The sequence below is a fragment of the Pseudomonas sp. JUb42 genome, assembly GCF_024807945.1.
Classification (GTDB): domain Bacteria; phylum Pseudomonadota; class Gammaproteobacteria; order Pseudomonadales; family Pseudomonadaceae; genus Aquipseudomonas.
The window spans coordinates 504,448-527,146 of the sequence record NZ_JANUFD010000001.1 but is presented as its reverse complement, the minus strand read 5'-3'; the positions used below and the strand labels follow the sequence as shown (position 1 = coordinate 527,146).

Here is a 22,699-nt window from a genome sequence, read left to right as displayed (position 1 = left end):
GAACCCAAACATGTCAGATGTTTCGTTAACAGGCCGCTGCCTGGTGGCAGGGTCGGCCCAGGGCGAACTGCTCCATGCCGACGTCGGTCTGAGTTTCTGGGGCGGTGTCGATCCCTTTACCGGGGAAGTCATCGACCGGCATCACCCTCTTAGCGGTTCGATTATCAGCGGGCGGGTGCTGGCCATTCCCAGTGGCCGCGGCTCGTGCACCGGCAGCAGCGTCATGCTCGAGCTGATCCTCAATGGTCACGCCCCGGCGGCGCTGGTCCTGGAGCAGATCGACGATATCCTCACCCTCGGCGTATTGATTGCCGAGCAGATGTTCGAACACTCGATTCCGGTCATCAGCGTCGGTGTCGAAGGCTTTGCCGCTCTGCGCGGATTGAGCCATGTGCAAGTAGTCGGTGATCAACTGCAGGGTTTCAGCGAACAACCGGTGGCCCTGCCAAGCCGTGCCGAAAAGCGCCTGCCATGGACACCCGACCTGATCCTCAGTAACAACGACCGCGACATGCTCGAAGGTCGCCAGGGCAAGGCCGCGCAAGTGGCCATGGGCATCATCCTGCGCATGGCCGAACTGCAAGGTGCCAAAGAACTGCTGGACATCACTCAGGCGCATATCGACGGCTGCATCTATACCGGCCCGGCCAGCCTGCGTTTCGCCCAGCAACTGGTGGCCTGGGGTGCCCATGTACGAGTGCCCACCACGCTCAATTCGATTTCCGTGGACAAGCGCCGCTGGCGCGAACTGGGTGTCGCCGCCAGCCTCGGCGAGCCCGCCAGCCAACTCGGCGATGCTTATCTGAACATGGGCGCCCAGGTCAGCTTTACCTGCGCGCCGTATCTGCTGGACAGCGCGCCAACGGTGGGCGAACAGATCGTCTGGGCTGAATCCAATGCGGTGGTCTACGCCAATAGCGTGATCGGCGCCCGCACCCTGAAATACCCGGACTATCTGGACATCTGCATCGCCCTCACCGGCCGCGCCCCCCTGATCGGCTGCCATATCGAGCAGCAGCGCCGGGCCTGCCTGCGTATCGAGGTGCCCGCGCTGCAAGACCTTGACGACAGTTTTTACCCGCTGCTCGGCTACCACGTCGGCCTGCTGTGCGGCAGCCAGATCCCGGTGATCTGCGGGCTGGAGCAGGCGGCGCCGACCCTGGACGATCTCAAGGCGTTCGGGGCCGCCTTCGCCACCACCTCGGCGGCGCCTATGTTTCATATCGCCGGCGTCACCCCGGAAGCGGCCAGCGCCGAGCAGGCATTGGGCGACAAGGCACCTGAACGCACTTTCCGTATCACCGCCAGCGAGCTGCTGCACAGCTGGCGCGAACTCGACAGCGCGCCAGACCCGCAGGTGGATCTGGTGTCGCTGGGCAATCCGCATTTCTCCCTGAGCGAATGCGCAAGCCTCGCCGCGCTGTGCCAGGGCCAGCGCAAACACCCTGAAGTCGCCGTCGCCGTGACCCTCGGCCGCGCCGTGCTGGAGCAGGCCCGGGCCGCCGGATACGTTGCGACTCTGGAAGACTTCGGCGTGCAGTTCGTCAGCGATACCTGCTGGTGCATGCTCGGCGAGCCGGTGGTGCCGGTCAGCGCGCGCACCCTGATGACCAACTCCGGCAAATACGCCCACTACGCGCCGGGGCTGGTCGGGCGTCAGGTGCATTTCGCCAGCCTTGCCGAATGCGTCGCCACCGCGTGCAGCGGCCAGGCCAGCGGGCGTCTGCCAGCCTGGCTGAACGCCGAAAGGGAGCCTGCCCATGTTTGATTACAACTTCCACTGGCGTGCCGCGTTCAAGGCTCTGCCGGACATGCTTGACGGCGCCCTGGTCACCTTCGAGACCGCCGCGCTGTCGATGATCCTCGGCGTGCTGATCGCCCTGTGCCTGACCTTCATGCGCATGGGCAAGCAACCGATATTGCGCGGTTTTGCCGCCGCGTGGATTTCCATCGCGCGCAACACGCCGTCGCTGTTTCAGGTTTACATCCTCTACTTCGGCCTTGGCTCGTTCGGGCTACATATCAGTTCATGGGCGGCATTGCTGGCAGGGATCACCATCAATAACGCCGGTTACCTGGCCGAGAACTTCCGCGGCGGCCTCAAGGCGGTGCCGGACACCCAGCTGCGCGCCGCCCGTTCCCTGGGCATGAGTGCACCCAAGGCTTACCGGCTGATCGTCATCCCGCAACTGTTGCGGATCGTTTTCTACCCCCTGACCAACCAGATGGTCTGGGCGGTACTGATGACCTCCATGGGCGTGGTGGTCGGTCTGAACAACGACCTCACCGGCGTGACCCAGGACTGGAACGTCAAGACCTTCCGCACCTTTGAATTCTTCGCCATCGCCGCCGTGCTGTATTACCTGATCGCCAAGGCGATCGTGGGACTGGCCCGCCTGCTGTCCTGGCGCCTGTTCCGGTATTGAGGGAGATGACCATGTTCAATACCAGCTTTACCTGGAACGACATGCTGTTCCTGCTCGACGGCACCAAGGTGACGATCCTGCTGACCCTCGTGTCGATGCTGATCGGCACCGTGATCGGTGTTGCCTGCGGCTTGTTCCGCGCCCTGTTGCCGCGCGCCTCGATCCCCCTGGCGTGGCTGCTGGATGTGTTTCGCAGCGTGCCGTTGCTGATCCAGTTCGTGCTGTTCAATGCCCTGAAAAGCATTGCCGGGCTGAACTGGAGCGCCTTCAGCGTGGCCTGTGTGGTGCTCGGGCTGTACGTCACCGCCTACTGCACAGAGATCGTGCGCAGTGGCGTGTTGTCGGTGCCGATGAGCCTGCGCCGGGCCAGCCGCTCCCTGGGCCTGACCTACTGGCAGGACATTCGCCGCATCGTCATGCCCATGGCCGCCCGCGTCGCCTTCCCTGGCTGGGTCAACCTGCTGTTGTCGGTGATGAAAGACACCGCGCTGGTCATGTGGATCGGCATCGTCGAGCTGCTACGGGCCTCCCAGACCATCGTTACGCGCATTCAAGAACCGTTGCTGGTGTTGTGCATCGCCGGCGCCATTTACTACGTCATGAGCCTGGTGGTTGCCCGTTTCGGCGCCCGGCTGGAAGCAAGGTGGCAGGAAAATGATTGAGATCGACAACGTACACAAATCATTCGGCGAACTGGAAGTGATCAAGGGCGTCAGCCTGTCGGTGAACAAGGGCGAAGTGGTGTCGATCATCGGCGGCTCCGGCTCGGGTAAATCGACCCTGCTGATGTGCATCAACGGCCTGGAATCGATCAAGAGCGGCAGCATCCGCGTCGACGGCACCGAGGTCCATGCGCCGGGCACCGATATCAACAAGCTGCGACAAAAGATCGGCATCGTATTCCAGCAGTGGAACGCCTTTCCGCACCTGACCGTGCTGGAAAACGTGATGCTGGCGCCGCGCACCGTCCTGGGTAAAAGCAAAGCCGAGGCCGAGGCGCTGGCGGTCAAGCAACTGACCCACGTCGGCCTGGGCGACAAGCTAAAGGTATTCCCCGGCAAGCTCTCCGGCGGCCAGCAACAGCGCATGGCCATTGCCCGCGCACTGGCCATGTCGCCGGATTACATGCTGTTCGACGAAGCCACCTCGGCCCTCGACCCACAGCTTGTGGGGGAGGTATTGGACACCATGCGCATGCTCGCCGAAGACGGCATGACCATGGTCCTGGTGACCCACGAGATCCGCTTTGCGCGGGATGTATCCGATCGCGTGGCGTTTTTCCGCAACGGCCTGATTCACGAAATCGGCACGCCGGATCAGGTGATTGGCAATCCGCAGCGGGCGGAGACGGCTGACTTCCTAAAGTCCATCAATTAGAGCTCATGGCAACTATCGTGCGGGCGAATTGTGAGAGCGAATACTGTGGGAGGCTAACTGTGGGAGCGAATTCATTCGCGAAAGCGGTTTATCCAACGATGAAAAGGCGTGAAATGTACCGGCCTCTTCGCGAATGAATTCGCTCCCACAGAATTCGTTCCCACAATATTGGCTCCCAAAGAAGACGCTATTCAATATTCGACAAGAGGACCATCACTCATGCGTTCATCGAAAGTGATTCACGTGGTCAGCTGCCACGCCGAGGGCGAGGTCGGTGACGTTATCGTCGGCGGCGTCGCGCCACCACCGGGCGAGACGATCTGGGAGCAATCGCGCTGGATCGAGAAGGACAACGTGTTGCGCAACTTCATGCTCAATGAACCTCGCGGCGGGGTGTTCCGTCACGTCAATCTGTTGGTGCCGCCGAAGAACCCCAAGGCGCAGATGGGCTGGATCATCATGGAGCCGGCGGACGTGCCGCCCATGTCCGGCTCCAACTCCCTGTGCGTGGCCACGGTGCTGCTCGACAGCGGCATTCTGCCCATGACCGAACCCGAGACACGCCTGATACTGGAAGCCCCCGGCGGCCTGATCGAAGCCGTGGCCCAGTGTCGCGACGGCAAGGTGCAGAGCGTCGAAGTGCGCAACCATCCGTCCTTTGCCGACAAGCTCAATGCCTGGATCGAAGTACCGGGCATCGGCTCGATCCAGGTCGACACCGCCTATGGCGGCGACAGCTTCGCCATTGTCGACTCGACCAAACTGGGCTTTGCCCTGACCGCCGACGAAGCGAAGGATCTGGTCGAGACCGGCCTGAAAATCACCCTGGCGGCCAATGAACAACTGGGCTTCAGCCATCCGCTGAACGAAGACTGGAAGCACATTTCCTTCTGCCAGATCGCCGCCCCGCTGCACTACGAAAATGAAATCGCCACGGCGGCCAATGCCGTGGTCATCCGCCCCGGCAAGATCGACCGCTCGCCCTGTGGCACCGGCTGCTCGGCGCGCATGGCGGTGCTGCATGCCAAAGGGCAACTGGCGGTGGGCGAACGCTTTATCGGCCGCTCGATCATCGGCTCGCAGTTCAACTGCCGGATCGACAGCCTCACCGAAATCGCCGGGCGCCCGGCCATTATCCCGGCACTGTCCGGCCGTGCCTGGATCACCGGTACGCACCAACACATGCTCGACCCGAGCGATCCGTGGCCGCAGGGGTATCAGTTGTCCGATACCTGGCCGGTTGGCTTGAAACTGGATAAATGAAGGCCGACGGACGATTGTCGGAGCAAGTTAAGGGAGCGAATTGTGGGAGCGAATTCATTCGCGAAGAGGCCGGGATATCCGACGCATCTTCATGTTCTGAAATACCGCTTTCGCGAATGAATTCGCTCCCACAGTGAAATATCGAACGACCCGAATGACACGAAATAGAACCCGAAACCGGGCATTAATTTGCCCAAACACAAACGTATACGAAATCCCTTATTCGAACTGGAGTAACTCATGAGCAAACACGTTAACTGGAGCGGCGTCTTCCCGGCCGTCACCACCCAATTCAACGCTGACTTCTCCCTCAACCTGGAAGCCACTCACAAGGTCATTTCCAACCTGGTGCGTGATGGCGTGTCGGGCCTGGTGATCTGCGGCACAGTCGGCGAAAACACCTCCCTGAGCGTGGCCGAAAAAATCAGCCTGGTGGAAGTCGCCAAAGACGCCAGCGCCGGTCGCGTGCCCGTGATCTCCGGCATCGCCGAGTTCACCAGCGCCAACGCCAGCGATGTCGCCCGTCAGGTAGCCAAGGCCGGCGCGGATGGCATCATGCTCATGCCTGCCCTGGTCTACTCGGCCAAGCCGTTCGAGACCGCCGCGCACTTCCGCACCGTGGCCGCTGCCACCGACCTGCCGCTGATGGTCTATAACAACCCGCCGATCTACAAAAACGACGTGACCCCGGACATCCTGATTTCCCTGGCCGACTGCGAAAACATCGTCTGCTTTAAGGATTCCTCGGGCAACACCAACCGTTTTGTCGACGTGCGCAATGAAGTCGGCGACCGCTTCGTACTGTTCGCCGGCCTCGATGACGTTGTCGTCGAAAGCATCGCCGTTGGCGCGGTGGGCTGGGTGTCGGGCATGTCCAACGCCTTCCCGAAAGAAGGCGAGACCCTGTTCCGCCTGGCCAAGGCCGGTCGCTTCGCTGAAGCCATGGCGATCTACGAATGGTTCATGCCGCTGCTGCACCTGGACGCGCGTCCAGACCTGGTGCAATGCATCAAGCTGTGCGAAGCCATCATGGAACGCGGCAGCGCCCTGACCCGCCCACCCCGCCTGGCCCTGCCGGATGCGGATCGTGAGTATGTCGAAGGGCTGATGAAAAAGGCGCTGGCCAATATGCCGGTGTTGCCGGAGGTTGGGTTGTAAGCGATGTAAGACTTACTCAAACCTGTGGGAGCGGATTTATCCGCGAATAGGCTGGTACATTCGATACTGATCTATCGTCTGGAATGCCGTCTTCGCGGATGAATCCGCTCCCACATTCAGACCAGCAGCGCCTGCAAATCCTCATACAGCTTCTCGGTGATCTTCACCCCATCCCTGAGGCTCCTTTCCCGCGCGTCGTAGCGCCGTTGCGACGGCAGCCGTGCGCCCTGGCCCTGAATCCCCTCGAACAGACTTTCCGCCCGCGCCAGGTGGTGATCCACGGCATCGCCAAGAAAACGCTTGGGATCAAGCGCAATGATCAGCTCACCGTGATACGGCGACGATTTGCTGCCGGCATCGTATTGCTGGGATTCGACACTGGTCAGGTCGCCAATCAATGGCCCGGCAATCAACTCGACCATGGCCGACAACGCGGAGCCCTTGTGCCCGCCAAAGGTCAGCATGGCGCCATTGAGTACGGCGCTGGGGTCGGTGCTCGGCTGGCCGTCGGCGTCGATCCCCCAACCCAGCGGGATTGCCTTGCCCGCGCGTTCATGCAGCTGGATTTCGCCTCGAGCCACGGCACTGGTGGCGAAGTCGAAGATAAACGGCGGCTTGCCCACACGGGGCCAGCCGAAGGCGATGGGGTTGGTGCCGAACAGCGGCTTGCTGCCGCCTGCCGGAGCGACCCAGGAATGACTCGGCGTAAAAGCCATCGCGACCAACCCGGCTTCGGTGAGCACCTCGATCTCACTCCACAGCGCCGAAAAGTGCACGCAATGGTTGATCGCCATGGCGGCAATCCCACTGTTTCGAGCTTTTTCCACCAATACCGGCGTGCCCATCTGGAAAGCACGCTGGGAGAAACCACCCTTGGCGTCCACCCGGACAATAGCCGGAGCCTGATCAATCAGCTCGGGCTCGGCATCCGCCACCACTTTACCGTTGCGCAAGGTCGCGATGCAGCCGAGCAGACGCCACAGGCCATGGGACGCACATTCATCGCGCTCCCCCGCCCAGACCACCTCGGCCACCGCCTTTACATGGGGTTCGCTGAAGCCGTTGTGGCGCAGAATCGACTCGGCCAGCGTTCTTGTTTCATCCAGTGTCAGAGCAATCACGGCGCAACCCCTTGGCTTATGGCAAAAGCCAAGGGTGGCCTGTTATGGCGGGGGGTTCTTGTCGGCAATCGTCTTTTAGGATGACGAATTCGGCATAGCCATGTAGCGCATAGCGAATTGTGGGACCGGCTTTAGCCGGGAAGGGGCCGGTGCAGTCGATAGACCTCTATCGCCGGTCATATCGCCTTCCCGGCTAAAGCCGGTCCCACATGTTTGGTCATTCCAACCAGCCGGGAAGACGTTAGATATTCACCACATTGACGAACCGCGACGCCGCAGTCTCGTCGATGCGCAGATTGGTGAAGTCGAACAGGTTACGGTCGGCCAGTTGCGACGGTTGCACGTTCTGCAGGGCGCGGAAGATGCTTTCGGTACGGCCCGGGGTCTTGCGCTCCCAGTCCTGAAGCATGTCCTTGACCACCTGACGTTGCAGGTTTTCCTGGGAGCCGCAGAGGTTGCACGGGATGATCGGGAAACCCTTCATGTCCGAATAGGCCTGGATGTCCTTCTCATGACAGTAAGCCAGGGGGCGGATTACCACGTTACGGCCGTCATCAGCGCGCAGCTTGGGAGGCATGGCCTTGAGCGAGCCGTTGAAGAACATATTGAGAAAGAAGGTCTCGACGATATCGTCGCGGTGATGCCCCAGGGCCATCTTGGTCGCGCCGATTTCATCGGCGAAGGTGTAGAGCGTGCCGCGACGCAGGCGCGAGCACAGCGAGCAGGTGGTCTTGCCTTCCGGGATCAGCTCCTTGACCACCGAGTAAGTGTCCTTCTCGACGATGTGGTACTCGATGCCAAGGGTTTCCAGATAGGCCGGCAGCACATGCTCGGGGAAGCCGGGCTGCTTCTGGTCCATATTCACGGCAACGATGTCGAACTTGACCGGCGCGACCTTCTGCAGGTGCATCAGCACGTCGAGCATGGTGTAGCTGTCCTTGCCGCCGGACAGGCAGACCATGACCTTGTCGCCCTCTTCAATCATGTTGAAATCGCTGACGGCCTCGCCGGCCAGCCGACGCAGGCGTTTTTGCAGTTTGTTCTGATTGACTGAGAGGGTGCCCATGGCGCTGATATCCGCTAGCGGTGACTCGGGAAAAGGCCGGTATTTTACGCATAAACCTGCAGCGAGGATAACCGCGCGTCCAAGGGTCTGAACGGTCATTTTATGATCCAGAGGCTATGAGCGCGCCGTCTTACATCGCCAAACACTCTAAGCATGCCGGTTTTACGACGGTCTGACTTCCTATACTCGATAAGGTCGCAACCTTGTCATAGAGAGCGCAATCGAGGCTGTGGCTGTGCCGCGCAAGGCCAATGGCTACGCGAGGGCATAGCGCCTAACCGAGATAAAAGGAGTCAACGCCATGATCAATCACGTCTGGGGTCTGTTCACTCACCCCGATCAAGAGTGGCATCAGATCCGCGAAGAGAAGGAAGAAAGCATCGGCCACATGTATCTGACCCACACCCTGATCCTGGCAGCGATTCCGGCGGTTGCCGCCTATATCGGCACCACCCAGGTCGGCTGGGTGATCGGTGATCGCGCCCCGGTGATGCTGACCCACGGCAGCGCCATCTGGATGGCGGTCATGTCCTATGTCTCCATGCTGATCGGCGTAGGCGTCATGGGCGGTTTTATCCACTGGATGGCCCGCACTTACGACGCCACCCCCAGCATGGCCCGCTGCATTGCCTTCGCTACCTACACCGCCACCCCGCTGTTCATCGGCGGGCTCGCGGCGTTGTATCCGCATATGTGGCTGGGCCTGGTGGTGGGCACGGCGGCCATTTGCTACACGGTCTACCTGCTGTATGTCGGGCTGCCGACCTTCATGAATATCCATGCGGACGAAGGGTTCATGTTTTCCAGCTCCGTACTGGCAGTCGGCCTGGTGGTACTGGTAGCGATCATGGCCTTTACCGTCGTGCTCTGGGGCATCGGTGTCGGCCCCGAGTACACCAACTAAATACCAGCGGTCGGGCCGCCGCTATCGACAGCGGCCCCTTCCGTGTATCGGCTTGAGTTTTCGGAATACGCCCTCACTACGGCATACTTGGCGCCTCTGGAGAGCCAGCAAGCATGCCCGAGCACATCAACGCCCGCGTCGAAAGCTGTTATCAGCAAGCCGAAGCCTTTTTCAAACGCCCCTTCAAACGCCCCGTCGTCAGCCTCAAGCTGCGCGGGCAGAAGGCGGGCGTCGCACACCTGCACGAAAACCTGCTGCGCTTCAATCCGCAGCTGTACCGGGAAAACAGCGAAGACTTCCTGCGCCAGACCGTGGCCCACGAAGTCGCGCACCTCGTCGCCCATCAACTGTTCGGCGGCAGCATTCAGCCCCATGGCGAGGAATGGCAACTGATCATGCGCGGCGTCTACGAGCTGCCGCCCAACCGCTGCCATACCTATGAAGTGAAGCGTCGCAGCGTGACCCGCTACATCTACCGCTGCCCCTGCGCCAACAGCGATTTCCCCTTCTCCGCCCAACGTCACCAACTGGTGCGCAAGGGGCGGCGGTATCTGTGCCGACGCTGTCGCGAGACGCTGGTATTCAGCGGGGAAGTTCGGGTGGAATGATCGACTCTCTGTAGCGTGGGAGCGAGGCTTGCCCGCGAAGAGGCCGGTACATTCGATATAGCTTCTGTGTCTGACATTTCGCCTTCGCGGGCAAGCCTCGCTCCCACAAGTTTTGGTCATTCTTCGCGCAAAACAAAACACCCCGCCAGAGCAGCGCTCTGGCGGGGTGTCGGGTGACGCTTGGGCTAAGGCTTAGGCCTTCTCGGCAACACCCAGGTCGTCTTGAGGACCCAGAGTGGTGATGGGAGTGCCACCAGAGGCCAGCTCGGCAGTCATCTTGTCGCTGTCCAGCTCGCCAACCCACTTGGCCACAACCAGAGTTGCAACGGCGTTACCGACCAGGTTGGTCAGGGCGCGGGCTTCGGACATGAAGCGGTCGATACCCAGGATCAGCGCCAGACCGGCAACCGGCAGGTGGCCGACAGCGGACAGGGTCGCAGCCAGGACGATGAAGCCGCTACCGGTCACGCCTGCAGCGCCTTTGGAGGACAGCAGCAGCACCAGCAACAGGGTGATCTGGTGAGTGATGTCCATGTGGGTGTCAGTTGCCTGGGCAATGAACACGGCCGCCATGGTCAGGTAGATCGAAGTACCGTCGAGGTTGAACGAGTAGCCGGTAGGAATGACCAGACCGACAACCGACTTCTTCGCACCCAGACGCTCCATTTTCACCAGCATGCGTGGCAGGGCCGATTCCGACGAGGAAGTACCCAGTACGATCAGCAGTTCTTCACGGATGTAGCGAACCAGACGCAGGACGCTGAAGCCGTGAGCGCGGGCGATGGCACCCAGTACGACCAGCACGAACAGTACGCAGGTGATGTAGAAGCACAGCATCAACTGGCCCAGTTGCACCAGCGAACCGACGCCGTAGGCGCCGATGGTGAACGCCATGGCGCCCAGTGCACCCAGTGGCGCGAGCTTCATGATCATGTTGATGATGTTGAACATCACATGGGCGAAGCGATCGATGAAGTCCAGGATCGGCTTGCCGTAGGCACCCAGGCGATGCAGGGCGAAACCGAAGATCACCGAGAACATCAGCACTTGCAGGATATCGCCGTTGGCGAAGGCGCCGACGATGGTGTTCGGAATGACGTTCAGGATGAAGCCGATAACGCTTTGATCTTTACCTGCGGTGACGTAGGCAGCGACTTTCGAAGCGTCCAGGGTCGCCACGTCGATGTGCATGCCGTTACCCGGTTGCACGACGTTGACCACAACCAGACCGATCAGCAGGGCCAGGGTGGAAACGATTTCGAAGTAGAGCAGCGCGTAACCGCCGGTCTTGCCCACCGACTTCATGCTCTGCATGCCGGCAATGCCGCTGACGACCGTACAGAAGATGATCGGCGCGATGACCATTTTGATCAGTTTGATGAAGCCGTCACCCAGTGGCTTGAGAGCAACACCGGTCTGCGGATAGAAGTGACCCAGCAGAATGCCGATCACAATGGCAACGATGACCTGGAAATACAGGGATTTGTACAAGGGCTGACGAGTCGTCATGGCAATGATCCTCAAGGGCAGCGTCGTGCATCATCATCTGACGCTCGCGATACCTGTGGCGCTAACCCTCCTGCACTGGAGGGATTTGTTTTGTCGAGCTGCGCTGGGCAGTCCTGGCTCTGTTATCGCAAGGCGCGTGCCAGTTCTCGAAAAAACCCTGTACACCCCTGAATCCGGAGCTGTGCGGCGAAAAAGCCTGAATAAGCCGCTTGAGCATGTGGCGGTTTTCCGCCTGATCCCGAAAAAAAAGCCCGGACGTTGGCGGGTATCCGCCGCCGCCCGGACCAATGGGGATCATTAAGTGATAGCACAATGAGGGAAAAATGATGGCCCGCAGATCAGGCCGCGAGGAAATGAATGCGAAACGCCGCGCCCCCCAGTTCCGAGTCACCCAGGGTCAGGCGCGCGCCATAGCTTTCGATGATGTCCTTGACCACCGCCAGGCCGATGCCTTGGCCGGGATGCTGGCGATCCAGTCGCTCGCCACGTTCGAGAATGCGTGCCCGCTGGCTCTGGGGTACGCCGGGGCCGTCGTCCTCGATGCAGAGCTCGTCACCCAGGCGCGAAGAACGCTGGGTGACGCGGACTTCGCTGAGGCACAGGCGATAGGCGTTTTCCAGCAAATTGCCGAGCATTTCCAGTAAGGCGCCCTCTTCCATGGCCACCATGCTTTGCTCGGGCAGGTCCAGGCTGACCTTGACCTGCTTGTCGCGGTAGACCTTGTCGAGGGTGTTGCACAGGCTTTCCACCACCGGGCGCAGGGCTACGTGATGACGGACCAGGCCACTCTTGCGCAGGCTGGCACGCTGCAACTGATAACCGATCTGCTGGCTCATGCGCTCGATCTGCGTCTGCAGGACCCGCGCCTGCTCCATATCTTCGGGGCGTTTGGCGATGGTCTCGCTGACACCTTGCAATACCGCCAGGGGCGTCTTCAGGCTGTGGGCCAGGTCGCCCAAAGAGTCGCGATAGCGGATACGTTGCTCACGCTCGCTGGACAGCAAGCGGTTCAGCGAACCGGTCAGGCGCAGCAATTCGCTGGGGTGCTGCTCGCTGAGGCCGTCACGATTGCCCGCCTCCACCTCGTCCAGTTCCTGGCTCAAGCCACGCAGGGCACGCAGGCCCCAGGTCATGCCGAGCCAAAGCAGCGCCATCAGCGCCAATAGCGCGCCGCCGAAGCCCAGATAGAGCTTGCGGCGTAGATCGGAAATGGTTTCTTGATACTCGCGCACCGGCAGCAGCGAGACGATGCTGAACGCCGCATTGCGTCCACCGAGCAACTGGATCTCGACATCGTTGACGAAAAACTCCTCGCCATTGATATCGCGCAGCTTGCTGAACTCATCGCCCTTGCCGTCATAGCGCGGCACGTAGTTGATATCTTCGGCCTCCGCAGCTCGGGAACGCCAGACCAGGTGCCCCTGGCGATCATAGATGTAGCCAATCAAACGGCTGCCCGGCAGATTGAACTGCTCGCCGGGCAACACCGTCGGCATCAACAGGTGATCATCTTCGATGCGCGCCGCCGAAATCAACGTAGTCACATCCGAGGCCAGGCGTTGTTCAATGGAGCTGCGTAGCGCCAGGCTGAAGGTTCCCTGCAAGGCCGGGAGCAGCATCAGCATGAAGATCACTGCCAGGATCGCGGCAGCCAGCATCAGGCGCAGGCGCAGCGAACGAATCATGTACAGCGCTCGGTAAACAGATAGCCCAGGCCGCGCACCGTATCGATGGGTTTGAAGCCCGACTGGCCTTCGAGCTTGCGTCGCAGCCGCCCGACCAGTACTTCGATCACGTTCGGATCACGCTCGTCATCGTCGGGGTAGAGCTGCTCCATCAGGCGTTCCTTGGGCACCACCTGCTGGTGATGGCGCATGAGGTATTCGAGAATCCGATATTCATAGGCCGTCAGCGCCAGAGGCTGTTCATCGAGTGCGGCCTGCTTGCGGTTCAGGTCCAGCAGCAAGGGACCGGCAACGATCGTCGACTGGGTAAACCCACTGGAACGGCGCAATAGCGCATTGAGCCGCGCTTCCAGTTCTTCAAACTGGAATGGCTTGACCACATAGTCGTCAGCGCCGGCAGCCAGGCCTTCGACCTTGTCCTGCCAATTGCCCCGCGCGGTGAGAATCAGGATGGGGAAGGTTTTGCCATCCGCACGCAGGCGACGAATCAGATCCAGTCCGCCCATGCCCGGCAGCCCCAGATCGATGACTGCCAGATCGTGATTGAATTGCCCGACCTGATACAAGGCTTCATCGGCATTGCCAACGGCCTCGACCACATGGCCGCTTTCCCGCAGTCGGGTTTGTAAGTGATGACGCAATAGCGCCTCATCTTCAACCACCAACAATTTCATGTCGCTCTCCCAGGCAAACAGCGCCCCGCTGCAACAGATTAACAACAAAGCCAGACCTGAGGTTCAGGCCCGGCCACAAGTACTGCAAAAATGGTCAGAACAGGAAGTTGGCCGCCAGGTAGGTCTGGGCGCTGCTGTTCAAGCTCAACGAACCCTGCTTCGGGCCGCCATGGCTGGAAACCTCATGGCCGGCATTGCCCCGCAGATAACGGTAGCCAAGTTCCATCGAGGTGCTTTGTGAAAGGTTATGCATGACACCCGCCTGTGCACCGTAGGCATAACCCCAGTCAGTGCCACGGCTCATGCCGGAGGATTCATGACTCAACTTGGTCATGCCCAAGGTGCCGCCGCCAAACAACTGAGTGTTACCGCTCCAGCCCACCGGCACGAACATGTCGTAGCTACCCAGCAGGTTTTCGTGGCGCAGCTTGAGGCCGTTGTGGGAGCCGGACACATTGTCGTAAGTGGCGTAGTAACGGTTGGCGTTGGTCTGCTGACCCAGGCGCACGCCCCAGGTGGTGTCCTTGCCGATGATGCCATCGGTGTTGGGGCGATTGAGGTTGTCGTTGAGCGCACGAGAGTGCTGGATCTTGTCGCTGGTATTGCCCAGGGTGACGCTGGCGAAATTGCGAACACTGTCGTTGGCTTGCAACGCGGTGCTGCTACCCAGGAAAGCCAGTGCCAGAAGAGTCTTGTTGAGTGCGTGCATGGTGATGTCCTTATGCGCCAAGCGCGTTGTGAGTACGCAGCAAAGACTATTCGCGCAGCCCTGAACCCACCCTGAACACCCTCTGAACCTGCACTGAACGAATAACCCGGCAAAGCAGTCACATTGACACCATCGCTGAACTACTCTTCGTCATCTACCCCCGATGCAGCATTCGATTTAAGAAGGAGCTGACCATGCGTTTCTGGATCGCAGTAATGATGATGGGCCTGGCAAGTCTGGCCCAGGCCGAAATCAAGACTCAGGTGTTCAACTATCAAAGCGCCGACGGCACGCCACTGGTGGGGTACTACGCCTATGACGACGCCATTATCGGCATCCGCCCTGGCGTCATCGTGGTACACGAATGGTGGGGGCTGAACGACTACGCCAAGAAGCGCGCCCGTGACCTCGCTGCTCTGGGCTACAGCGCTCTGGCCATCGATATGTATGGCGAAGGCAAAAATACCGAGCACCCGGCCGACGCCCTGTCCTTCATGAAAGCCGCCACCGCCAACAGCGCGGCCTCGGCCCAGCGCTTCGAAGCGGGCGTGACCCTGCTCAAGCGCCAGCCGCAAACCAACCCCTATAAAATCGCCGCCATCGGCTACTGCTTCGGCGGCGGCGTGGTCCTGGATGCCGCGCGCCGTGGCGATCCCCTCGCTGGCGTGGTGAGTTTCCATGGCGCGCTCAATCCACGGCCAACCACGATGCCGAACAGCATCAAGGCGCCGATCCTAGTCGAGCACGGCAGCAAGGACAGCATGGTCACCCCCGCCGTAGTGCAGGCGTTCCGCAGTGAAATGGACAACGCCCAGGCCAGCTACACCATCGACACCTTCGACGGTGCCAAGCACGGTTTCACCAATCCCGACGCCGACCGCCTGAGCCACGGCGAGCATGGCGGCCCGGATATTGGCTATAGCAAGCAGGCTGACGAGATGTCCTGGGCGAATATGAAAACCTTTCTTGCCCAGGTATTTGCCGACCAATAACTGGAGCTCCAGTTATTGGCGAACTCTGTGGGAGCTGATGGGGTGACCACCGTGTGGGAGCGAATTCATTCGCGAAAGCGTAGAGACAGGCGATGAAAATGTATCGGCTGTCCCGGCTCTTTCGCGAATGAATTCGCTCCCACCTTGATTCGTGCTTGCCTGCTATACCTGCCAGGCTTCCCTCCGCCCCCATCCCCCGGCAAAATGCCGTCCATGAACCCATCGACGCCCCTGCCCGCCTGCTGCCCGACCCTCAGCCGCCACTGGCCCCTGCCGCAACCCCTGGCGGATGTGGTGCTGGTCAGCAGCCCGTTCGACCCGCAGCAACTGCAGCCCGGCGACTTCCAGCACTGCGCCATTGCGCCCCCGGCGAGCATTCAGCGCTCGGTGGCCAAGCGCCAGACCGAGTTCCTCGCCGGACGGCTCTGTGCCCGGGAAGCCATGCGTCAGCTGGATGGCCGCCTGTGCGTGCCGGAACTGGGCGAAGACCGCGCGCCGGTATGGCCAAACGACTTGTGCGGTTCGATCACCCACAGCCAAGGCTGGGCCGCCGCCATCGTCGCCTCGCGCCAGCACTGGCGTGGCCTGGGCCTGGATGCCGAACACCTGCTGAGCCATGAACGCGCCGCGCGTCTGGCCGGGGAGATCCTCACCGCCGATGAGCTAACGCAGATGGCCACTGAGCCTGCCGATCAGCACGCCCTGCGCGTGACCCTGACCTTCTCGATCAAGGAAGCGCTGTTCAAGGCGCTCTACCCGCTGGTGCACAAGCGCTTCTACTTTGAAGATGCACAACTGGTTGAATGGTCCGCCGACGGCCATGCGCGTTTACGCTTACTGATGGATTTGTCCGGTGAATGGCATCAAGGCAAGGAGCTGGAGGGGCAGTTCAGTGTGCGGGATGGGCAGTTGCTCAGCCTTGTCACTATCAGCGCCTGATCCGGGCTAATCATTTGCAATGCAGTCCTGTAGGACCGGCTTTAGCCGGAAGGACGCCTTTGAAGCCGATGACGCTCTCCCGGCTAAAGCCGGTCCTACGGAAATCGTATTTCAATTCAGCCTGTTGTATGTAGTTTGATAGCAACCGTGCACGGCGCAAGCTCACCACTACCCCTGCCGACTCGGCCACGCCAAACTGAAACACGCCCCGCCCAGCACTTCGCTATCAGCAATCAATGCGCGGCCGCCATGCCAGTTGATAATCCGCCGCACAATCGATAGCCCCAATCCATGCCCGCCCGACGCCCGTGTGCGGCTGTCGTCCAGGCGCATGAACGGCGTGAAAAGCCGTTCCCAGGCGCTTTCGGGAATACCGGGGCCGTCATCTTCGATATCGATGCGACAACGCTGGGCGTCCACCTCGAAACTGACCAGCACCCGCGATTCAGCATGGCGCATGGCGTTGCTGATCAAGTTTTGTAACGCCCGATGCAGATAACGCGGCTCGGCCTCGACCCAGGCGCCGTCACAGTCTTCGGCGACCCGGCATATTCCCCGACTGACCTGAACCGCCGCCCGCAGCGGCGCCAGCTCGGCGATCACCTGATCGATCATCTGCTCCAGATTCACCCGCTGGAAATTCAGGGTCGGCGCGCCCTGCTCCAGGCGCGCGTAAATCAGCATCTCGTCGACCAGCTTGTCGAGGTCCTGAATATCGTGATCCATGCCCAACAGATATTTCTGACGCATCTCAGCGGTGGTTGCGTCGTTGACCATCTCCAGGCCAAAGCGCAGGCGCGCCACCGGCGTGCGCAACTCATGGGATACCGCCCGCACCAGTTCGCGCTGGATCATCAGCGAACGCTGCAAATGCTCAGCCATGCCATTGAACGCCGCCGCCAGCCGCCCCACTGAATCGGCACCGGTCTGCGGCACGCGGGTTTGCAGGCTGCCCTGGGCGATCTGGGTCGCGGCGGTTTCCAGTGTCTGCACCCGACGCTCGAGACGCCGCACCAGCAGATAAACCACCAGACCGATAAAACACAGGCCAACCAAGGCGATCAAAATCAGCAATTCCGGCGGATAAGGGTTGAGCGGATACAACGGGCCGATTTCCAGCATCCACGGCGTGTTGGCGATGCCGGCGAAAACCCGGATCGAATCGCCGCCCTTGGCCAGGGCCATCACCGTATCGCCCTCGGCAATGCGGCGGCGCTGATCGTCGTCGATATCAGCCTTTTTCAGCGCGACCAGACGTAGATCGAAGCCGAAACCTTTGCTGATGCGCAGCATTTCCAGACGTTGCGGCTGTTCCTGTACGGGGAAGCGCACCAATTCATCAATCAGCAGGTAAATAGTCGCCCGGGCCAGTTGCTCACTGATCTGGCGCACCTCACCGGTCAACAGCAACGGCTCCTGCTCGCTGAGCTGGCGATAGACCTTGGCCGCATGCGGGCCAAGCTGCTCAACCACCACCTGGCCGCGATTAAGGCGGCTGCGGGTGCCGCTGCTTAGCTGCGCCTGATCGGGGGTTTGCAGGTCCAGGGGAATGCCCAGCAGGCGCTCCCAGACGGCCATGGAGCGACGTCGCTCGATGGCATCCATAGGCTGCAGATTGTCCGCCATCAGGGTGAAGGTGCCGTGGGCCAGTTGCTCACGGTACTGGTCGCTGCGCACCTGATTGAGCAGGTGCAGGGTCAGCACGCCGAGCAGCGCCACCAGCACCAGAACGCCGAGCATGCCGCCATAGATGCGCAGGAAAATCGAATTCATGGCTCAGAGGCTCCGGTTCAGACCGGGCATGTCCTGGGCTGCTTCCGGGACAAACAGATAGCCCTTGCTGCGCACCGTCTTGATCAGGCGTGGATGTTCGGGATCGTCGCCGATCCGGGGGCGAATACGCGAGATTCTGACATCAATGGAGCGATCCTGACCGTCATAGCCGATGCCGCGCAAGGCAGTGAAGATCTCCTCGCGAGAGAGAATCCGCCCGGCATTGCTGACCAATAGCCAGAGCAAATCGAATTCAGCACTGGTCAGCTCGATGCTCTGCTCGCTGAGCCAGGCTTCGCGCAGGGCGTTGTCCACCACCAGTGGCCCGAACACCAGACGACGTGCCTCGGCAGTCGGCGGTTGCGGGGTTTCGCTACGGCGCAGCAACGCGTGGATGCGTGCGAGCAAGACTCGCGGATGCACCGGCTTACAGACAAAATCGTCGGCGCCAATGTCCAGCCCCTGAATCTGGTCGCTATCGTCGGTGCGCGCGGTGAGCATGAGGATCTGCCCGTCATAGCGCGAGCGCACCGAACGACAGATGCTCAGGCCGTCTTCGCCGGGCAGCATCAGGTCGAGGATCACCAGATCCGGCTGCTCATCGATAATACGCTTGGCCGCCAGAGCGCCATTGCCCTCAATGGCCACCTTGAGACCGTTGTTCTCCAGGTAATCGCGGGTCAGCTCGGCCAGACGCTGGTCATCCTCGACAATCAGCACCTGCCAGGTTTCGTTTGCCACTAGAGCCATCCTTTAGTTGTTCTTATATGAATGCAGCACACTACAAGCATCGACCCCGTGGGAGCGAGGCTTGCCCGCGAAGAGGCCGTTACATCCGTGACACAATCAAAATTGAGAATCGTATTCGCGGGCAAGCCTCGCTCCAACAGATCTACTTTCCCCTATCCCGATCCATTTTTTTGTGATCCGCATCCCGCCCCAAAAAGTCCGCCCCGGCCCGACACAAGACTGTAAAAATCCATGACCAACGGTCCACGCCAGTAGTTACGCGGCCTACACGCGAGCGGGACGTTTCACACACAAATTACACACAGTTTTATCCACAGGTCATGCGTTGCAATTGGTGTCCAAAACGCATTATCTTGTAGCCCGCCGCAGAAAAAACCCTACATGTAGGGTTTTGATCAAAAAGCCAAACACATTTCAAATGGAAAACTCAAGGGTTTTTCTTGCGTCTTTGGGGTTGAACCAAACCCCTGTTTTGTGGCCCAACCGCTCGCGCGAACGGTCGACGTTGCTACCCCAGACCATCGGGTGGAACGGTACATGTGTTGCAACATAAATATCGCATTCTGTAACAGATTTCCGAGCACCGGGCGCTGACCCGGACTCCTTCGACTTCAAAGCCTTCCTCGAGTCCGTTTTGAAGTCCTTATTGGCCGACGTTTGTCGGCCAAATGCCTCAAGACGGAACGGTGGGCACCCTCACAGTGCCCAAATAAACATAGAGAACGTGGAGACACCCATGCAAACAGACACAACTCGCGAGAATCCGCAGGCCATCGCGCCGCAGACAGGCGACTCCCAGCAGGACCTGTCCGCAACCGCTCCTGGCCAGCTGCGCGTGATCAAGCGTAATGGCACTGTTGTTTCCTACACCGATGACAAGATCACCGTCGCCATTACCAAAGCGTTTCTTGCAGTTGAAGGCGGCACCGCTGCCGCCTCGTCGCGCATCCACGATACCGTTGCCCGCCTGACCGAACAGGTCACCGCGACCTTCAAGCGTCGCATGCCATCGGGCGGCACCATCCATATCGAAGAAATCCAGGATCAGGTAGAACTGGCGCTGATGCGCGCCGGCGAGCAAAAAGTGGCTCGCGACTACGTGATCTACCGCAACGAGCGCTCCAAGGAGCGTGCCGTGCGTGGTTCCGATGCACCGGTCCAGGCACACCCGTCGATCCGCATCACCCGCGCCGACGGCAGCACCGCTCCACTGGACATGGGTCGTCTGAACACCATCGTCACCGAAGCCTGCGAAGGCCTGGCCGAAGTCGATGCCAACCTGATCCAGAATGAAACCCTGAAGAACCTGTACGACGGCGTGGCGATGAAAGACGTCAACACCGCGCTGGTGATGACCGCCCGTACCCTGGTCGAGCGCGAGCCGAACTACTCGTTCGTCACCGCCCGCCTGCTGATGGACACCCTGCGCGCCGAAGGCCTGGGTTTCCTCGGTGTCGCCGAAAGCGCCACCCACCACGAAATGGCCGACCTGTACGCCAAGGCCCTGCCTGCCTACATCGCCAAGGGTATCGAGTTCGAACTGCTGAACCCTGTGCTGGCCTCCTTTGACCTGGAAAAACTGGGCAAGGCGATCAACCACGAGCGCGACCAGCAATTCACCTATCTGGGCCTGCAGACCCTGTACGACCGCTACTTCATCCACAAGGATGGTATCCGTTTCGAACTGCCGCAGATCTTCTTCATGCGCGTGGCCATGGGCCTGGCGATCGAAGAGAAACAGCGCGAAGACCGCGCCATCGAGTTCTACAACCTGCTGTCGTCCTTCGACTACATGTCGTCGACGCCGACGCTGTTCAATGCCGGTACCCTGCGTCCACAGCTGTCCAGCTGCTATCTGACCACAGTGCCCGATGACCTGTCGGGCATCTACCACGCGATCCACGACAACGCCATGCTGTCCAAATTCGCAGGCGGCCTGGGCAACGACTGGACTCCGGTCCGTGCGCTGGGTTCCTACATCAAGGGCACCAACGGCAAGTCCCAGGGCGTCGTACCTTTCCTGAAAGTGGTCAACGACACCGCCGTAGCCGTCAACCAGGGTGGCAAGCGCAAGGGCGCTGTCTGTGCCTACCTGGAAACCTGGCACATGGACATCGAAGAGTTCATCGAGCTGCGCAAGAACACCGGTGATGACCGTCGTCGTACCCACGACATGAACACCGCCAACTGGATCCCTGACCTGTTCATGAAGCGCGTCTTCGATGACGGCAAGTGGACCCTGTTCTCGCCATCGGAAGTCCCGGACCTGCACGACCTGACCGGCAAGGCCTTCGAAGAGCGCTACGAGTACTACGAAGCGCTGACCGAATACCCAGGCAAGGTCAAACTGTTCAAGACCATCCAGGCCAAAGACCTGTGGCGCAAAATGCTCTCCATGCTCTTTGAAACCGGCCACCCATGGCTGACCTTCAAAGACCCGTGCAACCTGCGCAGCCCGCAGCAGCACGTAGGCGTGGTCCACAGCTCGAACCTGTGCACCGAGATCACCCTGAACACCAACAAGGACGAGATCGCGGTCTGCAACCTGGGCTCGATCAACCTGCCGAACCACATTGTCGACGGCAAGCTGGACACCGCCAAGCTCAAGCGCACCGTGGACGTAGCCGTACGCATGCTCGATAACGTTATCGACATCAACTACTACTCCGTGCCGCAGGCGAAGAACTCCAACTTCCGTCACCGTCCGGTCGGCCTGGGCATCATGGGCTTCCAGGATGCGCTGTACCTGCAACACATCCCGTACGGTTCCGACGCAGCCGTCGAGTTCGCCGACAAGTCCATGGAAGCGGTCAGCTACTACGCGATCCAGGCTTCCTGCGACCTGGCCGACGAGCGCGGCGCCTACGAGACGTTCCAGGGTTCGCTGTGGTCCAAAGGCATCCTGCCACTGGATTCGCAACAGATCCTGATCGAACAGCGCGGCCAGAAGTACATCGACGTTGACCTCAACGAATCCCTGGACTGGGCGCCGGTTCGTGCCCGCGTACAGAAAGGCATTCGTAACTCCAACATCATGGCCATCGCACCGACCGCGACCATCGCCAACATCACCGGCGTATCCCAGTCGATCGAACCGACCTACCAGAACCTGTACGTGAAATCGAACCTCTCGGGCGAATTCACCGTGATCAACCCGTACCTGGTCCGCGACCTCAAGGCCCGCGGCCTGTGGGACTCGGTCATGATCAACGATCTCAAGTACTACGACGGTTCGGTACAACAGATCGAGCGCATCCCGCAGGAACTCAAAGAGCTCTACGCGACTGCCTTCGAAGTGGACACCAAGTGGATCGTCGACGCCGCCAGCCGCCGTCAGAAGTGGATCGACCAGGCTCAGTCGCTGAACCTGTACATCGCCGGCGCCTCGGGCAAGAAACTGGACGTGACCTACCGCATGGCCTGGTACCGTGGTCTGAAAACCACTTACTACCTCCGTGCCCTGGCCGCGACCAGCACCGAGAAATCGACCATCAACACCGGCAAGCTCAACGCCGTTTCCAGCGGTGGCCACGGCCCGGACGACTCGGCAATCGCCGCCCCTCGCCCAACCGAAGCCGCCCCGGCCGGTCCAGCGCCAGTGCCTAAAGCCTGCGCCATCGACGAGCCGGATTGCGAAGCCTGCCAATAAGCAACACCCCGGCCACCTCGCTCCCACCGGAGCGAGGCCAGCCCGCGAAAAGGCCCGCAAGGGCCTTCAACCGCAACCTCCCTTCCCCGAGCTGAC

The 22,699-nt window shown here is 60.6% G+C and carries 20 protein-coding genes; 12 read left to right on the top strand and 8 right to left on the bottom strand.

The genetic code is table 11. From position 1 onward, the window contains the following. Positions 1–10 precede the first annotated feature (10 nt). The 6 genes from M2401_RS02475 (at position 11) to M2401_RS02450 (ending at position 6,224) form a co-directional block, all read left to right on the top strand. The gene (locus M2401_RS02475) at positions 11–1,768 is read left to right on the top strand and encodes an aconitase X (RefSeq protein WP_259099220.1); all 1,758 of its coding nucleotides are present in this window, start codon (positions 11–13) and stop codon (positions 1,766–1,768) included. Continuing rightward, on the top strand, positions 1,761–2,426 hold the full coding sequence (locus M2401_RS02470; protein ID WP_259099218.1) for an amino acid ABC transporter permease: 666 nt from the start codon (positions 1,761–1,763) through the stop codon (positions 2,424–2,426). The genes M2401_RS02475 and M2401_RS02470 overlap by 8 nt, the downstream gene beginning before the upstream one ends. A gap of 11 nt (positions 2,427–2,437) precedes the next feature. Then, on the top strand, positions 2,438–3,088 hold the full coding sequence (locus M2401_RS02465) for an amino acid ABC transporter permease (RefSeq protein WP_259099215.1): 651 nt from the start codon (positions 2,438–2,440) through the stop codon (positions 3,086–3,088). Beyond that, entirely contained in the window at positions 3,081–3,803 is a 723-nt protein-coding gene (locus tag M2401_RS02460) for an amino acid ABC transporter ATP-binding protein (protein ID WP_259099213.1), read from the top strand. The genes M2401_RS02465 and M2401_RS02460 overlap by 8 nt, the downstream gene beginning before the upstream one ends. 219 nt (positions 3,804–4,022) lie before the next feature. Continuing rightward, entirely contained in the window at positions 4,023–5,066 is a 1,044-nt protein-coding gene (locus M2401_RS02455) for a trans-3-hydroxy-L-proline dehydratase (RefSeq protein WP_259099211.1), read from the top strand. A 240-nt stretch (positions 5,067–5,306) separates the two neighbouring features. Next, on the top strand, positions 5,307–6,224 hold the full coding sequence (locus M2401_RS02450) for a dihydrodipicolinate synthase family protein (protein WP_259099210.1): 918 nt from the start codon (positions 5,307–5,309) through the stop codon (positions 6,222–6,224). A gap of 116 nt (positions 6,225–6,340) precedes the next feature. Here M2401_RS02450 and M2401_RS02445 read toward each other — a convergent pair whose 3' ends face one another. Both M2401_RS02445 and ttcA read right to left on the bottom strand, forming a co-directional pair. Then, positions 6,341–7,345, bottom strand: coding sequence for an Ldh family oxidoreductase (locus tag M2401_RS02445; protein ID WP_259099209.1), 1,005 nt, complete (start codon positions 7,343–7,345; stop codon positions 6,341–6,343). Positions 7,346–7,586: 241 nt separating this feature from the next. Then, entirely contained in the window at positions 7,587–8,411 is an 825-nt protein-coding gene (gene ttcA, locus M2401_RS02440) for a tRNA 2-thiocytidine(32) synthetase TtcA (protein WP_259099207.1), read from the bottom strand. A 301-nt stretch (positions 8,412–8,712) separates the two neighbouring features. Between ttcA and M2401_RS02435 the strand changes: the two genes are divergently transcribed. Together M2401_RS02435 and M2401_RS02430 are read left to right on the top strand one after the other, a co-directional pair. Beyond that, positions 8,713–9,315, top strand: coding sequence for a Yip1 family protein (locus M2401_RS02435; protein WP_259099206.1), 603 nt, complete (start codon positions 8,713–8,715; stop codon positions 9,313–9,315). Between the two features lie 113 nt (positions 9,316–9,428). After that, positions 9,429–9,923, top strand: coding sequence for a SprT family zinc-dependent metalloprotease (locus M2401_RS02430; RefSeq protein ID WP_259099205.1), 495 nt, complete (start codon positions 9,429–9,431; stop codon positions 9,921–9,923). Between the two features lie 192 nt (positions 9,924–10,115). Here the strand turns inward: M2401_RS02430 and M2401_RS02425 are convergent, their stop codons facing one another. Beyond that, positions 10,116–11,432, bottom strand: coding sequence for a dicarboxylate/amino acid:cation symporter (locus tag M2401_RS02425; RefSeq protein ID WP_259099204.1), 1,317 nt, complete (start codon positions 11,430–11,432; stop codon positions 10,116–10,118). On the opposite strand from M2401_RS02425, the gene M2401_RS02420 reads away from it, so the two are divergent. Further along, the gene (locus M2401_RS02420; RefSeq protein WP_259099202.1) at positions 11,431–11,733 is read left to right on the top strand and encodes a hypothetical protein; all 303 of its coding nucleotides are present in this window, start codon (positions 11,431–11,433) and stop codon (positions 11,731–11,733) included. The two genes, M2401_RS02425 and M2401_RS02420, sit on opposite strands and share 2 nt — an antisense overlap. Positions 11,734–11,770: 37 nt before the next feature. On the opposite strand, the gene M2401_RS02415 is transcribed toward M2401_RS02420, so the two are convergent. The 3 genes from M2401_RS02415 to M2401_RS02405 all read right to left on the bottom strand — a co-directional run bounded on the left by M2401_RS02415 (position 11,771) and on the right by M2401_RS02405 (position 14,500). Then, a complete protein-coding gene (locus M2401_RS02415) occupies positions 11,771–13,117 on the bottom strand; it encodes an ATP-binding protein (RefSeq protein ID WP_259099201.1) in 1,347 nt (448 codons plus the stop codon). Continuing rightward, on the bottom strand, positions 13,114–13,791 hold the full coding sequence (locus M2401_RS02410) for a response regulator (protein WP_259099199.1): 678 nt from the start codon (positions 13,789–13,791) through the stop codon (positions 13,114–13,116). The genes M2401_RS02415 and M2401_RS02410 overlap by 4 nt, the downstream gene beginning before the upstream one ends. A 94-nt stretch (positions 13,792–13,885) precedes the next feature. After that, entirely contained in the window at positions 13,886–14,500 is a 615-nt protein-coding gene (locus tag M2401_RS02405; RefSeq protein WP_259099197.1) for a hypothetical protein, read from the bottom strand. A 194-nt stretch (positions 14,501–14,694) separates the two neighbouring features. On the opposite strand from M2401_RS02405, the gene M2401_RS02400 reads away from it, so the two are divergent. Next, complete coding sequence (locus M2401_RS02400) at positions 14,695–15,492, top strand: dienelactone hydrolase family protein (RefSeq protein ID WP_259099195.1); 798 nt, start codon at positions 14,695–14,697, stop codon at positions 15,490–15,492. 213 nt (positions 15,493–15,705) lie between these two features. Next, a complete protein-coding gene (locus M2401_RS02395) occupies positions 15,706–16,431 on the top strand; it encodes a 4'-phosphopantetheinyl transferase (RefSeq protein ID WP_259099193.1) in 726 nt (241 codons plus the stop codon). 168 nt (positions 16,432–16,599) lie between these two features. Here the strand turns inward: M2401_RS02395 and M2401_RS02390 are convergent, their stop codons facing one another. Together M2401_RS02390 and M2401_RS02385 are read right to left on the bottom strand one after the other, a co-directional pair. After that, on the bottom strand, positions 16,600–18,204 hold the full coding sequence (locus M2401_RS02390) for an ATP-binding protein (RefSeq protein WP_259099191.1): 1,605 nt from the start codon (positions 18,202–18,204) through the stop codon (positions 16,600–16,602). A 3-nt stretch (positions 18,205–18,207) separates the two neighbouring features. Next, positions 18,208–18,945 carry a response regulator transcription factor gene (locus tag M2401_RS02385; protein WP_259099189.1) on the bottom strand — a complete coding sequence of 246 codons (738 nt, stop codon included), beginning with the start codon at positions 18,943–18,945 and terminating at the stop codon, positions 18,208–18,210. 745 nt (positions 18,946–19,690) lie between these two features. Between M2401_RS02385 and M2401_RS02380 the strand changes: the two genes are divergently transcribed. Next, on the top strand, positions 19,691–22,603 hold the full coding sequence (locus tag M2401_RS02380) for a ribonucleoside-diphosphate reductase subunit alpha (RefSeq protein WP_259099188.1): 2,913 nt from the start codon (positions 19,691–19,693) through the stop codon (positions 22,601–22,603). Positions 22,604–22,699: the final 96 nt, after the last annotated feature.

Coding starts and splice junctions, on each gene's coding strand:
- M2401_RS02475 (WP_259099220.1), top strand. CDS start 11: ATGTCAGATGTTTCGTTAACAGGCCGCTGCCTGGTGGCAGGGTCGGCC.
- M2401_RS02470 (WP_259099218.1), top strand. CDS start 1,761: ATGTTTGATTACAACTTCCACTGGCGTGCCGCGTTCAAGGCTCTGCCG.
- M2401_RS02465 (WP_259099215.1), top strand. CDS start 2,438: ATGTTCAATACCAGCTTTACCTGGAACGACATGCTGTTCCTGCTCGAC.
- M2401_RS02460 (WP_259099213.1), top strand. CDS start 3,081: ATGATTGAGATCGACAACGTACACAAATCATTCGGCGAACTGGAAGTG.
- M2401_RS02455 (WP_259099211.1), top strand. CDS start 4,023: ATGCGTTCATCGAAAGTGATTCACGTGGTCAGCTGCCACGCCGAGGGC.
- M2401_RS02450 (WP_259099210.1), top strand. CDS start 5,307: ATGAGCAAACACGTTAACTGGAGCGGCGTCTTCCCGGCCGTCACCACC.
- ttcA (WP_259099207.1), bottom strand. CDS start 8,411: ATGGGCACCCTCTCAGTCAATCAGAACAAACTGCAAAAACGCCTGCGT.
- M2401_RS02435 (WP_259099206.1), top strand. CDS start 8,713: ATGATCAATCACGTCTGGGGTCTGTTCACTCACCCCGATCAAGAGTGG.
- M2401_RS02430 (WP_259099205.1), top strand. CDS start 9,429: ATGCCCGAGCACATCAACGCCCGCGTCGAAAGCTGTTATCAGCAAGCC.
- M2401_RS02420 (WP_259099202.1), top strand. CDS start 11,431: ATGGCAATGATCCTCAAGGGCAGCGTCGTGCATCATCATCTGACGCTC.
- M2401_RS02425 (WP_259099204.1), bottom strand. CDS start 11,432: ATGACGACTCGTCAGCCCTTGTACAAATCCCTGTATTTCCAGGTCATC.
- M2401_RS02415 (WP_259099201.1), bottom strand. CDS start 13,117: ATGATTCGTTCGCTGCGCCTGCGCCTGATGCTGGCTGCCGCGATCCTG.
- M2401_RS02410 (WP_259099199.1), bottom strand. CDS start 13,791: ATGAAATTGTTGGTGGTTGAAGATGAGGCGCTATTGCGTCATCACTTA.
- M2401_RS02405 (WP_259099197.1), bottom strand. CDS start 14,500: ATGCACGCACTCAACAAGACTCTTCTGGCACTGGCTTTCCTGGGTAGC.
- M2401_RS02400 (WP_259099195.1), top strand. CDS start 14,695: ATGCGTTTCTGGATCGCAGTAATGATGATGGGCCTGGCAAGTCTGGCC.
- M2401_RS02395 (WP_259099193.1), top strand. CDS start 15,706: ATGAACCCATCGACGCCCCTGCCCGCCTGCTGCCCGACCCTCAGCCGC.
- M2401_RS02390 (WP_259099191.1), bottom strand. CDS start 18,204: ATGAATTCGATTTTCCTGCGCATCTATGGCGGCATGCTCGGCGTTCTG.
- M2401_RS02380 (WP_259099188.1), top strand. CDS start 19,691: ATGCAAACAGACACAACTCGCGAGAATCCGCAGGCCATCGCGCCGCAG.